Here is a 12,995-nt window from a genome sequence, read left to right as displayed (position 1 = left end):
CGTTGACGCTCTCGCGGGCCAGGATGTTTCGTGCCCGCCCCAGAGGGAGGTCCTGCCATGAAGGTCCAGCGCATCACCCAGCCCGGCGGTCCCGAAGTGCTTGCCCTGGAGGAGCGCCCCGAGCCCGAGCCCGGCCCCGGCGAGCTGCGCGTGCGCGTGCGGGCGTCCGCGCTCAACCGGGCGGACCTGCTGCAGATCCGGGGCTTCTACCCTCCTCCGCAGGACGTGCCTGCCGACGTGCCCGGCCTGGAGTACGCGGGCGAGGTGGAGGCCGTGGGCCCGCGCACGCGGCGGTTCAAGGTCGGCGACCGGGTGATGGGGCTGGTGGGTGGCGGCGCCTGGGCGGAGTCGCTGATTACGCACGAGCGCGAGGCCCTGCCGATGCCGGAGGGCATGTCCTTCACGGACGCGGCGGCGCTGCCGGAGGCCTACCTCACCGCGTACGACGCGCTGGTGCTCCAGGGCGAGCTGCGCCCCGGGGAGACGGTGCTGATTCATGCCGTGGCCAGCGGCGTGGGCTCGGCGGCGGCGCAGCTGTGCAGTGCGTCGGGGGCGCGCGTGGTGGGCACGGGGCGCAGCGCGGCCAAGCTGGCGCGGGCCTCCGAGTGGGGCGTGGCGCGCACGGTGCTGTGTGACTCCTCGCCGCCGGCCTTCGCGGACGCGGTGCGCGCGGAGACGGGGGGCCGGGGCGCGGACCTGTGCCTGGACCTGGTGGGCGGAGACTACGTGCCGGAGACGCTGAACGCGCTGGCGCCCCGGGGCCGCGTCATCCTGGTGGGACTGGTGGCGGGTACGAGCACCGAGCTGAACCTGGGCACGGTGCTGGTGAAGCGACTGCGCGTCACGGGCACCGTGCTGCGCAGCCGGCCGCTGGAGGAGAAGATTGCGCTGTCGCAGAGCGCGGAGCGGCACCTGCTGCCGCTGTTCCTCTCGGGCGCGCTGAAGCCCGTGGTGGACGCGGTGGTGCCCATGTCCCAGCTCCGTCAGGCGCTGGAGCGCATGGAGCGCAACGACTCCGTGGGCAAGCTGGTGGTGCGGTGGGAGTGAGCCGCGCCGCTCACTCCCCGAGGTAGTCCCTCACGTCGACCACCTCGAACTCGGGCGAGGTGCCGGCGACGAACTGGAGGATGGGCAGGTGGCCCGCGCCGATGATGAGGAGGACGCGCTCTTCTGGCGAGGCCGCCAGGCGCTGGAGGTTGCGGAAGATGCGCAGGTTGCGGTCGTACCAGGCCGCCCGCAGGTCGGCGCCGAGGTAGCCATCCTCGCCCTCCACCTTGAACAAGCCGATGGAGTAGGAGCCATGCCCCTGGCGGATGCGCTCCGGCGAGTTGAGGTAGCGCAGGTGCCCGGCCAGCGACTGGCGCGTCTTCAGCGCGTCGTCATGGGCATACAGCTGCTTGAAGCGCTCCTGCCACCGCGCATCCAGCGTCTCCAGCTGCTTCTCGTCCACCTGCTCGAACAGCGGGAAGAACAGCCGGTTCGGGTCCGCATCCACCGCGTAGACCTTGGCGTGGCCCAGCTTCTTCGCCAGCCGGAAGCCCACCTGCTGCAGCTCGTTGGCCGTCAGCTCCGCGCGGCCCGCGACATGGTCCTGGTACGCGGTGTCCAGCGCGGCCTGCTTGTGCGACTTCTGCTCCACCGCGATGCGCGTCGGCTGGAACCTCGCCAGCGCCTCCACCAGCGCTTCGACTTCGCGCTGGCGCTCGGGCGAGAGCACGTCGACCCCGTGCTGGGGCTTGTACCTGTCCAGCCCGCTGTCCTTGAAGTGGAACGTCCCCAGCATCATCAGCCGGGCCTTGGGCTCCTTCGCGCCCAGCAGGTCGGGCGCGTCCTCCCGGGCCTCCGTCGGCGTCGGAGACCCCGTCGGCGTCGGAGCAGTTGCACAGGCGGACAGAGGGCCGGCCAGGAGCACGACGAGGAACCGTTTCCACGAAGCAGGCAGCAGTGAGGGCACGGGCGTTCCTTTCATGAGCGGTAGGGCCTCACGTGCCCCTACGTGCGGCTCCGTATCGGAGTTCACATCGCCGCTCGGACCCCTCTCGCGTCTTCTCAGCGTGCAAGATTGCCGTCCAGTCATCACGTGGCGCGACTTCAGGCACGGGCTGACAGCCTGACGGGCCACGCCCAGCTTCCCTGGCCATGGGAGCCCCCACGCCTCCAGGAAGCCGCCGTCAGTCCGGCCAGGCCGCCATCGAGTCGGCCGTGGTCCTCCCGCTCTACGTCTTCCTCATCCTCGGCACCCTGCAGCTGTCGCTGATGCACCAGGCCCGGCTGATGACGAAGTACGCCGCCTACCGGGCGGTGCGCGCGGGCTCGCTGAACCATGCGCGCGTCAAGCCCATGGAGCGCGCCGCGCTCGCGGCCTTGCTGCCGCTGGTGAGCCGGGACGCGGGCAACGGCGTCGAGCACATCCAGCCCGTCGACGGCGCGGAGCGCTTCCTGGCCAAGTGGCGGCAATGGCAGGAGGTCCGCGAGAACGTGATGCCGGGCGGCCTGCCGGTGGCCGAGGTCACCGTCTGCGGCCCGCTGGCCCGAGACATGCCCACCGGAGTCGACCAGGTGGACTTCGACGACCCGAGGTGGGCCGGCGCCTCCGGCTGGCACGAGAGCATGCGGACGAAGCTGCGCGTCCAGGTGACCTTCAACTACCGGATGCCCATCCCCTTCGCGAACATGGTCATCTACTCCATCGCCCATCACCGCAGCGTGCCCAGCATGCTGCGCCTGGAGCGACCCCGTCGCGCCTCGGACCCGCCTGCTTCGCCGCAGGCGGCCTACGACGCACTCGCCAGCAACGGTGTCTACGTGCTGCCCATCCGCGCCACCTACACGCTGCGCATGCAGTCGAACCTCTTCCCCCGCCAGGACTCCCTCCCCGAGAAGAACCGATGCGTCTTCCCCTTCCGCTACGACTGAGCGACTCGCGCTGGCGACGGGCGCGCGGGCAGACGCTCACGCTGGCCGCGCTCTCGCTGCTGCTGCTCGCGCTGATGGTGGCGCTGACCTTCAACCTCGGCCATGCGCTGCGCGGGAAGGTCCGGCTCCAGCACCACGTGGATGCCCAGGCGTACTCCATGGCCATCGTCGAGGCACGGGCCCTCAACTACTTCGCCGTGTCCAACCGTGCCATCGCCGCCACCTACGTGACGATGAACAGCCTGCATGCCCACATGGCCGCGGCGAGCGCCACGGAGGCCATGCTGCGCGCGGGAGCCGCCAACTTCCGGGACATCGCGGTGATGGAGGGCGCGCTGTGCGGTGGAGAGCCCAGCCACTGCCGAGACCTCGCGGATGCCACGAAAATCTCCCTGGACTTCGCGGATGCGGCGGACCGCTACAAGCGAAAGCTGCAGGGCATGGACGCTGACTTCCGGAAGGCCGTCACCCGCCTGGACGCGATGCTCGACTCGCTCCGCAAATCGCAGAGCGGCGTGTTTCACCAGACCCAGAAGGTGCTGCTCGCCAAGGGCGACCGCGGATTGGAAGCGCTGTACGAGGTGAACTCGCCCTCACGAGGAGACAGGGCCCTGGGCGTGGCACGCGCGCAGCCACTGCCCGAGTTCGTGGGAGCCCTCAATGGCTCTACTTTCGCCTGTGCCCTCGATGGGAATCGCTGCCAAGGCAGGCAGGACGCCGAGCCCGCGACACATGCCAAGGTGATGACCGAGGTCGCCAACGCGACCCGCCCGCGATGGACGGCGAGTCGCATGGACCCTTCCCACCTGAACGACCGCTTCCTCCAGGAGCTCACGAGGAGCCTTCAGAAGAACGAGGGTTCCACCCAGGTGCTCGAGCACCAGGGCACGGCGAAGACCGTCGAATCTCTGGGAGCGCTCCATGGTAGAGGCCGGGCGGATGGCAACACCGGCCTGATCAGCGCGGCGGACGAGCACGGACGGCTGGTCTCACGCTGGAGGGATGGCTTCGCGACGAACGCCTACAGCTCCCGCGTGGCCTCCAACGCCGTCGGAGGGCTGCACTCCCACGGGCACCGCGGACTGAGGGTCCACTTCTTCGAGGGCGTCTTCTCGCGCGAGCTGAAGTCCTGCACCCAGGAAGTCAGGGGCAACTGCTTCATGCAGTTCCGCCCCGTGCCGGACGCCCGCGAGGACTTCGGCCAGCCCTCCGTCTTCGCCTATGCACGCCAGCAGCTCCGCGCGGACCGGCCGGACCAGGCACCCTGGCAGCTCAACGAGCACGGCCGGCTCGAGGTGGAGCATGGCCGCCAGGGCACGGCCGAGCTGCGCCTCGCCCCCGGCGAGGGTGCGGCCATGTCCCGGGCGCTCGTCTACTACCACCGCCTGGGCGATTGGCGGGAGCCACCCAACCTCTTCAATCCCTACTGGCGCGCCAAGCTGCACCCGATGACGCCCGAGCAGGCCGCACAGGTGCTGCGCGCCGCGGGCCATCACGAGGCGCTGCCGCTCGCCGAGGACCTTGCCCGATGAGGACTCCCAGCCAGCGCCCCACGCCGTCGCGGCGCCGCCGTGGCGCGGCCTCCGTGGAGATGGCGTTGACGATGATCGTCTTCGTCCCTGTCTTCCTCTACGCGCTCTTCCTCGACGACCTGCAGCGCCACTCGATGGACGTCCAGGAGGCGGTGGTCTCCACCCTCTGGGACTTCACCGGTCAGGACTACAGCGGGACGTCCACCGAGAGCATCGCGGCCCGCGTCCAGAGCCCCGCGCGGCTGACGTACTGCGACCACGAGGCGGGCTTGGACTCATTCGATCCCAGCACTCCAGAGTGTCAGGAAGGCAGGACGGACCATCACGAGACCGTGGCCGTGGCGGGGCACGTGTGCTGGATGCACCGGGGCGGCGAGCAGATCACCTGTGAGGGCCCCCAAAGAGACGTAGGTGCCCTACCGGAAGCGACGTACGCGCTCTACGGCGACGAGCACCAGCGCCTCGGGGGCATGTTCGTGTGCAGGGCCCGGGCCGGGGTGGCCAACTACCTGCTGCCCGAGGGGTTCCTCCAGGAGTTCTCCCGGGGGACACGCCTGGCGAAGAAGAACTTCAAGGACGTCGAGAACGGCAACGTCCACAAGAACGCGCCCGAGGCCGGCGAGGACGACACGTACTACCTCGCGACGCAGTACGCGGCGCTCCTGACGGACTCGTGGGCGCTGACCTCCGGAGACGCCGTGCGGCCCGGCACACAGCAGGGCCCCTATTACGCGCGCGTGCGGACCGTCTTCGAGTACTACCCCACGTTCGAGCCCTACCGGAGCGTGGCCGAGCTCCTCCAGGCCCGCTTCGTCCAGCAGCAGCTGCTGCGCCCCCGCGCCGGAGACAGCCTGACGGCACCGCACCTCGCGTACTCACCTGTCGGCACGCAGCGAGGGAGCCGGAGCGCCGAGCCCACCACCCAGGTGGTGCAGGAGGGCCGGCCGACATCCTACTTCTCCACGCCCTGGCGCGACTGGGAGCGCGACGGCCACGCGAAGACGTACGAGGCACGCGGCGCCTACTACCTGGGGTGCCAGTCCCCGGAGAGGTGCTGAGCACCCGCGGCGCTCCCGGAAATGGCCCGTGCTGGAAGGCCGCTCGCGGCCGGGCCTCCCGTCCCCGAGCGGCACGAGAGACTCCATGAATGTGCGGAATGGCCCCATGTCGCGGAGGCGCGGCCAGGCGACGGTGGAGTACGTGGTCGTCACCGCGGCGCTGCTCGGCTTCGGCACGCTGAGCTGGCCCTTTCTCGTGGACCTGCTGCGCGCGTTGGACCGGTACTACCAGTCCATCTACTACGTCATCCTCTGCCCGCTGCCCTGAGGGACAGCGGGCCACGGGCCCGCACCTAGCGGATGTTGTCGAGGATCTTCATCGTGTTGTCGTGCTTCATCTTCATCGTGTTGGTGATGAGCGTCACCAGCTCCTGCTCCTTCTGCAGCTTCATCTGCAGCTCGAGATGGGCGCGCAGCTCCCGCGGTACGCCCTGGAGGTCGATGCCCCCGAGGGAGTCCGCCTTCAGGACGCTGGAGCCGAGCTTCCGCACACTGTCGATCAATGACATGCACAACCTCGATGGGTGATGGGGAGACTCGAGGGGTGCGCATGATTCACGCGGGGGACCATGCCCCCCGAGCGCGACGAAGTGTCGGCCCCTGGCCCGTGGGCAGGCGTGCGGCCCCGGGCGGACGGAGAAACGAAGATTGCGCCGCCGGCCCGGCCCCTTATCCTGCGCGGCCATGGCTACCCACTTCGACCCCAGCGCCGCCGCCCAGCCGGGCTCCGGCGTCTTCGGCCTCCCCCACTCCGCGGACGAGGCCCACGTCGTCCTCATCCCCGTCCCCTTCGAGGCCACCACCAGCTACGGCGGCGGCACCTCCGAGGGCCCCGCCGCCGTCCTCGAGGCCAGCAAGCAGGTGGACCTCTTCGACGTGGAGACGGGCCGCCCCTACGAGCGCGGCATCGCCATGCTCCCCGAGCCCCAGGAGCTGCGCGGCTGGAACACCCAGGCCAAGGAGCGCGCCCAGGTCGTCATCGAGGCCGGCGGCATCCACTCCGGCGAGCCCGAGCTCCTCCAGGCCGCCAAGGACGTCAACGCCCTGTGCGACCAGATGAACGAGCACGTCTACCGCACCGCGAAGCACTGGCTCGAGCAGGGCAAGCGCGTGGGCGCCGTGGGCGGTGACCACTCCATCTCCTACGGCATCATCCGCGCCCACGCGGAGAAGTACCCCGGCCTGGGCGTGCTCCACCTCGACGCACACGCCGACCTGCGCGTGGCCTACGAGGGCTTCACCTGGTCCCACGCGTCCATCATGTACAACGTCGCCGAGCGCCTCCCCGGCGTGAAGACGCTCGTCCAGGTGGGCCTGCGCGACATGAGCGCCGAGGAGCACCGCTACATCGAGGACTCGAAGGGCCGCGTCCACGGCTTCTTCGACGCCACGCTCCAGCACCAGCGCTTCGACGGGGTGCCCTGGAACCGGCAGGTGGATGCCATCGTCGCGCTGCTGCCGCAGCACGTGTACCTGTCCTTCGACATCGACGGGCTGGACCCGGTGCTCTGCCCGCACACGGGCACCCCGGTGCCGGGCGGCCTGTCCTTCCCCGAGGCGGTGGCGCTCATCTCCGGCGTCGTGCGCTCCGGCCGCACCATCGTCGGCTTCGACCTCACCGAGGTGTCGCCCGACCCCGAGGGCGGCGAGTGGGACGGCAACGTCGGCGCCCGCCTCCTCTACAAGATGATTGGCTGGATGCTGAAGTCGCAGAAGGCCTGAGCCGGGCCCCGGCCTACGCGCTCCTCGGCAGCAGCAGGCTGAAGGTGGAGCCCTTGCCGGGCTTCGACACCGCGGACAGCGCGCCCCCGTGCAGGCGCGCCAGCTCCGAGGCCACGTAGAGCCCCGGGCCCGCCGCGCCCGCGGGCCCCGCCTGGAAGGGCGTGAAGAGCTTCGGCACCTCCGTCTCCGGGAAGCCGGGCCCCGCGTCCTTCACCTGCACCGTCACCAGCGAGCGCGAGGCCTGCATCTCCACCCGCACCTCGCCTTTGCCCGCGTCCTGCCGCACGGCGTTGGCCAGCAGCGCGTCGAACACCTGGCGGATGCGCTGCGGGTCGAACTTCAGCGCCACCGGCTCGGACGGCGCCACCAGGCTCACGTGCGCCTGCGTGCGCCACGCGGACACGGCCTCGCGCAGGTGCCCCGCCAGGTCTGCCTCCACCGGCTGCAGCGCCAGCCCGCCCGCGGCCAGCCGCGCCACGTCCCGCAGGTTGCGGCCCAGCGACTCCATGGACTGGAGCTGCGCGTCCAGCGACTCCAGCGCCTCGCGGTCCACGCCGGGCGAGGCCTCCAGCCGCTTGAGCTGCGCGCGCGCCGAGTCCAGCGGGCCCTGGAGCGTCTGCGCCACCCAGTGCCCCAGCGCCTCCAGCGGCGAGCCGGCGTCCACCGGCTGCGTGCTGACCGCGTTGGCCAGCACCTGCTTGATGACCGACTCGAAGTCGGTGATTTCGAAGGGCTTGTGGAGGAAGGCCGTGGCCTCTGGCGCCCCCTGCGGCAGCACCGCGCTCAGCAGGACGATGGGTACGTCCTTGAGCTCCGCGTCCTGCTTCAGCCGGCGGCACAGCTCCACGCCGCTCAGCTTGGGCATCATGTGGTCGGTCACCACCAGGTGTGGGTGGCGGGCCCGCGCCAGGCCGAGCGCCTCCTCGCCATCCCGCGCCCGCAACACGTCATGGCCCAGGTCCTCCACCAGCTGGCTGAGGACCTCCAACACGGCTGGCTCATCGTCCGCGACCAGGACGAGACTCATGCTTCACTCCCTCGGCTACAGCGTGCGCACCGCCCACACGCTGCCAGGATAACGGCCCACTCCCACGGTGCACCGGCACCGGAGGAAGCGCGCACGTCCTGGAGATGCAATCGTTCACGGATGAGCGGACTGATCTATGAAGAGCGGAGGAACGCTTCCAGGGACACAGGGATGGGCTGCGGCCTTCCCGACAGTCGGGATGTCCTTCGCCCGACACTCCCTCGCGAGCACGGAGGAAGGGAATGAAGCCTGGAGTCATGAGGTGGGGCCTGCTGGCGGTGGCGCTGCTGGCCTCGGGCAGCGCGAGCGCGGACCTGGCCCGGCGCCGGGACGCCATCGTCGAGGTCGTCCAGAAGGTCTCCCCGGCCGTCGTCTACATCGGCACCGAGCAGGAGGTGGAGTCACGCTTCCGTGGCCGGCGCTCGCCCCTGGAGGAGTTCTTCGGCGGCATGGGCGCGGAGCCGGAGCGCCAGAAGATTGAAGGGCTGGGGAGCGGCGCCATCATCGACGCCTCCGGCATCATCGTCACCAATGAGCACGTCATCCGCGGCGCCTCCGCCATCCACGTGGTGCTGGCGGATGGGCGCACGCTGGAGGCGGAGGTCATCGGCAGCGACGCCGGCAACGACCTGGCCGTCCTCAAGGTCAACGCGCGCGAGGCGCTGCCCACCGCGAAGCTGGGCACCAGCTCGGACCTGATGATTGGCGAGACGGTGGTGGCCATCGGCAGCCCGTTCGGCCTGAGCAAGACGGTGACGGCGGGCGTGGTGTCCGCGGTGGGCCGGACGTTCAGGGCGGACGGGCGCGTCTACAACGACTTCGTCCAGACGGACGCGGCCATCAACCCCGGCAACTCGGGCGGGCCGCTGCTCAACGTGGATGGGGAAATCATCGGCATCAACACCGCCATCTTCGGCGGCGGCGCGCAGGGCATCGGCTTCGCGATTCCGGCGGACAAGGTGCGCCGCATCGTCGACGAGCTCACCCGCTTCGGGAAGGTGCGCCCCGCGTGGGTGGGCATCGACACGACGGACTTGCCGCCGCGCGTGGCCCGGCAGCTCGGCTGGGACAGGGCCTACGGCGCGCTGGTGACGGCCGTGGAGGCCGGCAGCCCCGCGGCCCAGGCCGGCGTGAAGCGCGGAGATGTGGTGGCGGAGCTGGGCGGCTCACGCATCCAGGACGCCGAGGACTTCGACACCCGCGTGCGTGGCTACCCTGCTCGCTCGCCCTTCCCCCTGGTCCTCTACCGAGAGGGCGGCCTGCGCACCGTGCAGGTGATGCCGACGGAGTTCCCTGCTCGCATGGTCGAGGGGCTGGCGTGGGAGCGGCTGGGACTACGAGTGAAGGACGGACGCGGGGCGCTGGCGATTTCCGGCGTGCGTCCGGGCTCGGTGGCGGCCGAGGTGGGGCTGGAGCCGGGAGACATCCTCCTCCGGGTGAACAACCAGCCGGTGCCCACGGCGGACGCCTTCCGCGAGACATTGCTCACTGCCCGACGCGGACGGAGCGTGTTGCTGCTCGTGCGCCGGGGCCGGTACGGCTACCACGTCACCCTGCCCTTCGAGCAGGACCGTGGAACAAACCTGTAGCGCGGTTCAGGTTGGTGGAACCCCCGGATTTCGGGCTCCGCGCGTCTCGCACTAGCATGGGGTGTATGAGTTCCGTCCGTTACCAGTCCCTCGGTCCCCTGCTGGCCGGGGAAGGCTCGCGTGCCTTCCTCGGACTCGCCCTGGAAGATGGCTCGCCTCCGCGACCGGTGGTGCTCATCTGGGCACCGCAGGAGATCGTGCAGAACCCGGAGATGACGGCCAGGCTGTCGCGCGAGACGGCTCGTGCGCTCGTCTTCGAGCATCCCAACATCCTGCGCGTCCACGCCTTCGCCGTGCAGGACGGTGGGCTCGCGCGCGTCACCGAGTTCGCCGACGGCGAGCCGCTGCGAAAGCTGCTGGAGGCGCAGCCCCGGCTGCCTCCGGCGATTGCGGCGCTCGTGGTCGCGGATGCGGCGATGGGCCTGCACTACGCGCACGTCGCCGGCAATGACGACGGCACGCCGCTGGTGCACGGAGACATCCGCCCGGAGACGCTGATGATCTCCTTCGGCGGTGTGACGAAGGTGACGGGCTACGGCGCGCTCGGCGTGGCTCCGCGTGAGCGCGATGGCAAGCGCGTGAAGAACCGGCGGAAGTACAGCGCTCCCGAGCAGATGCTCGGTGGACGCGAGGCCGTCAACGTCCAGTCGGACGTTTTCCTGCTGGGGCTCGTGCTGCACGAGTGCCTGTCGGGGAAGATGCCCTTCAAGGAGACGGCGGACCCGGACAAGGCCGTGCTCAATCGCTCCCTGCCGCCGCTGCCGCAGGACGTGCCGCTGAAGCTGGACGCGGTGGTGCGCAAGGCGACGACAAAGCGCGCGTATGACCGGTACCCGTCGGCGCTCGCGTTCCGCGAGGCGCTGGTGGAGGCCATCGGGACGCTGCCGACGCATGCGGAGTTCGCGGCGTTGCTGGCGAAGCACTTCCCGCCAGAGAGCGAAGCGCGGGCGACCCGGCGCCGGGTGATTGAGACCGGCATCGCGGAGGTGATGCAGAAGGCGGGAGTCTCTCCTCCCGCGGTGGCCGAGTTCCTGGCGAGCGGGAAGCTGGCGCCGGGCGTGCTGCCCGCGACGTGGCCCGCACTGCCGGGGCTGCTCGCCGCGACGGGTGCCGTGAATGTCGGCGGCGCGTCCGGTGGTGGTGACGCGGCGAGCTCGCTGCTGCAGACGAATGGCTCGGGGGCGACCACGGGGCCTCATGCGCAGGTGGCGCCCACGACGGGTTCGCATGCGCAGGTGGCTCCGAGCTCGGGTTCCACGACGGGTTCGCATGCGCAGGTGGCTCCGAGCTCGGGTTCCACGACGGGTTCGCATGCGCAGGTGGCTACGAGCACGGGCTCGCATGCGCAGGTGGCTCCGAGCTCGGGTTCCACGACGGGCTCACATGCGCAGGTGGCTGCCAATACAGGCTCTCACGCGCAGGTGGCTGCCAATACGGGCTCCCACGCGCAGGTGGCTGCCAACGCGGGCCCCACGACGGGCTCACATGCGCAGGTGGCGCCGGCTACCGGGTCCAACGCGGTCGTTGGCGCACAGCCGGCCACGAGCGGCGCTCAGGGCCCGACCACGGGCTCGCATGCGCAGACCGCCGCGGCTTCGGCGGGTGCGGCCTCGAACGGCACGACGGGCTCGCATGGGACTGTCGCTCCGGCGGCGGCCTCGGGCACGACTACAGGAGGCCAGCCTCCTGCTCCGACTTCCGTGCCTGCCCCGGCCATCGCGGCTTCGGCGGCGCAGAATCGGTCTCGCGCGTGGATTCCGTTCGTGGCCGTGGGCCTGCTGCTGTCGCTCGGCGCGGCGGCCGTGGTGCTCAAGCGGCTGCCGCCGAACATCGAGGCAGAGCTGGCGGATGCGGGCCCGGGCTCCGTGGCACCGCTGCCTGGAGAGCTCGCTGACGCGGGCCCCGCCGACGCGGGCATCGTGGACGCGGGCATCCCGACGGGCATCCTGGACCTCACGGTCGATCCGCGCGTGGAGGTCTCCAACCAGACGGGCTACCTGGGGAAGACACCCCTGTCGGTGTCCCTGCCCGCGGGCAAGCACACGCTGACGCTCAGCAGCCCCGTGCTCGGCATCCTGGTGTACCGCACCGTCACGGTGCCGGCGGGTGGCCGCACCTCGCAGCAGTTCTTCCTGAACAAGGGCTTCGCCACCGTGCGCGCGCCCAAGGGCGCCATCGTCACCATCGACGGCCGCCTCGTGGGCGCCGCTCCCGTCGAGGAGCTGGACCTCTACGAGGGCACGCACCAGTTGCTCGTCGTCGTGAACAACGCGCGCTGGCAGCGGACCTTCAAGCTGGAGCCCGGCCAGCGCCTCAACTTCGATGTCGACTTCGAGGAGCCGCCCGAGGAGTAGTGCGCCTCGCCTGGAGCCCTGCTCGCTCGCATCAGGACGCAGGGCCCCGGTGTCGGCGTCAGGCAGCCCCCGCGACCTTCGCGCCGCGACGCCGGGAGAGCCGCTGCACCACGGCGGCACTCGTGAGCTCCCGGAGCGCATCCTTGCCCACCCAGCGCGCGGCGGCCTCGGATGAGTCCGCCAGCCGCCGGGACACCTCCACTGCGGCGGTGTTGAGTGCGGGGCTGCGCTTGCCAATGCACCGCAGTGCCCAGTTCACGGACTTCTTGACGAAGTTGCGCTCGTCGTTGGCCGCGCGCTCGATGAGGACCAGCCCCTGAACGAACTGCTCCTCGCCGGCACGCTTGTCATGCACGGTGAGGCTCGCCAGCAGGGCGAAGGCCGCGCGCTTGACGAACTCGTCGCGCCGGCCGCACCACTGCTCGACCTTGCGCCAGGCATGCGGCGTACGGTCGAACAGGTGAAAGCACACCGTGTCGCAGATGGCCCAGCTGTCGAAGTCCCGGCACCACCGGTCCATCTGCGCGGGCGTGACGCTCTCCGGCTCGTCGACGAACGCCGCCAGCATGCGCGCCTCGTACCAGCCCGTGTCCCAGAGCGCGGCGGCGAGCTCATGACTCGGCCCGAGGCTCTTGGCGTATTTGCGCAAGGCGCCCACAGGTACGCCGAAGGCCTTGTCCGAGGGAATGGCATACCTCGCCATGCCGTCGCGAGTGCTCTTCGTGCCCGTGCGCTTCAGCCACGCGAGCACCGCCTGGACATCAGCCTTCGAGGGAGAAGGCACTTCTTTTCGGACA

General features: G+C 70.5%; 12 protein-coding genes. 8 read left to right on the top strand and 4 right to left on the bottom strand.

Translation table 11 applies throughout. The features are described 5' to 3' along the window. Positions 1 to 57 precede the first annotated feature (57 nt). Positions 58 to 1,047, top strand: coding sequence for an NAD(P)H-quinone oxidoreductase (locus LXT23_RS09150; RefSeq protein WP_253979728.1), 990 nt, complete (start codon positions 58 to 60; stop codon positions 1,045 to 1,047). 10 nt (positions 1,048 to 1,057) lie between these two features. On the opposite strand, the gene LXT23_RS09145 is transcribed toward LXT23_RS09150, so the two are convergent. After that, positions 1,058 to 1,954, bottom strand: coding sequence for a DUF5694 domain-containing protein (locus LXT23_RS09145; RefSeq protein ID WP_253979727.1), 897 nt, complete (start codon positions 1,952 to 1,954; stop codon positions 1,058 to 1,060). 185 nt (positions 1,955 to 2,139) lie between these two features. On the opposite strand from LXT23_RS09145, the gene LXT23_RS09140 reads away from it, so the two are divergent. The 4 genes from LXT23_RS09140 (at position 2,140) to LXT23_RS09125 (ending at position 5,774) form a co-directional block, all read left to right on the top strand. Beyond that, a complete protein-coding gene (locus LXT23_RS09140; protein ID WP_253979726.1) occupies positions 2,140 to 2,916 on the top strand; it encodes a TadE family protein in 777 nt (258 codons plus the stop codon). Beyond that, entirely contained in the window at positions 2,889 to 4,448 is a 1,560-nt protein-coding gene (locus LXT23_RS09135) for a pilus assembly protein TadG-related protein (RefSeq protein WP_253979725.1), read from the top strand. Before LXT23_RS09140 ends, LXT23_RS09135 begins: the two co-directional genes overlap by 28 nt. After that, positions 4,445 to 5,506: a hypothetical protein gene (locus tag LXT23_RS09130; protein ID WP_253979724.1), complete on the top strand. Its 1,062-nt coding sequence runs from the start codon at positions 4,445 to 4,447 to the stop codon at positions 5,504 to 5,506. The genes LXT23_RS09135 and LXT23_RS09130 overlap by 4 nt, the downstream gene beginning before the upstream one ends. Positions 5,507 to 5,612: 106 nt before the next feature. Next, complete coding sequence (locus LXT23_RS09125) at positions 5,613 to 5,774, top strand: hypothetical protein (protein ID WP_253979723.1); 162 nt, start codon at positions 5,613 to 5,615, stop codon at positions 5,772 to 5,774. Positions 5,775 to 5,799: 25 nt separating this feature from the next. On the opposite strand, the gene LXT23_RS09120 is transcribed toward LXT23_RS09125, so the two are convergent. Continuing rightward, a complete protein-coding gene (locus LXT23_RS09120; RefSeq protein ID WP_253979722.1) occupies positions 5,800 to 6,015 on the bottom strand; it encodes a hypothetical protein in 216 nt (71 codons plus the stop codon). Between the two features lie 175 nt (positions 6,016 to 6,190). On the opposite strand from LXT23_RS09120, the gene LXT23_RS09115 reads away from it, so the two are divergent. Beyond that, positions 6,191 to 7,228 (top strand): agmatinase family protein, encoded by a 1,038-nt coding sequence (locus tag LXT23_RS09115; RefSeq protein WP_253979721.1) that lies wholly within the window; start codon positions 6,191 to 6,193, stop codon positions 7,226 to 7,228. 13 nt (positions 7,229 to 7,241) lie between these two features. Here LXT23_RS09115 and LXT23_RS09110 read toward each other — a convergent pair whose 3' ends face one another. Further along, a complete protein-coding gene (locus LXT23_RS09110) occupies positions 7,242 to 8,255 on the bottom strand; it encodes an ATP-binding response regulator (RefSeq protein ID WP_253979720.1) in 1,014 nt (337 codons plus the stop codon). A 242-nt stretch (positions 8,256 to 8,497) separates the two neighbouring features. On the opposite strand from LXT23_RS09110, the gene LXT23_RS09105 reads away from it, so the two are divergent. Then, a complete protein-coding gene (locus tag LXT23_RS09105; protein ID WP_253979719.1) occupies positions 8,498 to 9,844 on the top strand; it encodes a trypsin-like peptidase domain-containing protein in 1,347 nt (448 codons plus the stop codon). A gap of 65 nt (positions 9,845 to 9,909) precedes the next feature. Continuing rightward, positions 9,910 to 12,198 (top strand): protein kinase domain-containing protein, encoded by a 2,289-nt coding sequence (locus tag LXT23_RS09100; RefSeq protein ID WP_253979718.1) that lies wholly within the window; start codon positions 9,910 to 9,912, stop codon positions 12,196 to 12,198. Positions 12,199 to 12,256: 58 nt separating this feature from the next. On the opposite strand, the gene LXT23_RS09095 is transcribed toward LXT23_RS09100, so the two are convergent. Beyond that, positions 12,257 to 12,982, bottom strand: coding sequence for a DNA alkylation repair protein (locus tag LXT23_RS09095; RefSeq protein ID WP_253979717.1), 726 nt, complete (start codon positions 12,980 to 12,982; stop codon positions 12,257 to 12,259). Positions 12,983 to 12,995 lie beyond the last annotated feature (13 nt).

The sequence above is a fragment of the Pyxidicoccus xibeiensis genome (assembly GCF_024198175.1).
Lineage (GTDB): Bacteria > Myxococcota > Myxococcia > Myxococcales > Myxococcaceae > Myxococcus > Myxococcus xibeiensis.
Note: the sequence above shows the minus strand (reverse complement) of the source record. Positions and strands in the feature narration are given on the sequence as shown.

Bases quoted from the DNA above. Each gene is read 5' to 3' on its own strand.
- LXT23_RS09150 (WP_253979728.1), top strand. From the start codon at position 58: ATGAAGGTCCAGCGCATCACCCAGCCCGGCGGTCCCGAAGTGCTTGCC.
- LXT23_RS09140 (WP_253979726.1), top strand. From the start codon at position 2,140: ATGGGAGCCCCCACGCCTCCAGGAAGCCGCCGTCAGTCCGGCCAGGCC.
- LXT23_RS09135 (WP_253979725.1), top strand. From the start codon at position 2,889: ATGCGTCTTCCCCTTCCGCTACGACTGAGCGACTCGCGCTGGCGACGG.
- LXT23_RS09130 (WP_253979724.1), top strand. From the start codon at position 4,445: ATGAGGACTCCCAGCCAGCGCCCCACGCCGTCGCGGCGCCGCCGTGGC.
- LXT23_RS09125 (WP_253979723.1), top strand. From the start codon at position 5,613: ATGTCGCGGAGGCGCGGCCAGGCGACGGTGGAGTACGTGGTCGTCACC.
- LXT23_RS09120 (WP_253979722.1), bottom strand. From the start codon at position 6,015: ATGTCATTGATCGACAGTGTGCGGAAGCTCGGCTCCAGCGTCCTGAAG.
- LXT23_RS09115 (WP_253979721.1), top strand. From the start codon at position 6,191: ATGGCTACCCACTTCGACCCCAGCGCCGCCGCCCAGCCGGGCTCCGGC.
- LXT23_RS09110 (WP_253979720.1), bottom strand. From the start codon at position 8,255: ATGAGTCTCGTCCTGGTCGCGGACGATGAGCCAGCCGTGTTGGAGGTC.
- LXT23_RS09105 (WP_253979719.1), top strand. From the start codon at position 8,498: ATGAAGCCTGGAGTCATGAGGTGGGGCCTGCTGGCGGTGGCGCTGCTG.
- LXT23_RS09100 (WP_253979718.1), top strand. From the start codon at position 9,910: ATGAGTTCCGTCCGTTACCAGTCCCTCGGTCCCCTGCTGGCCGGGGAA.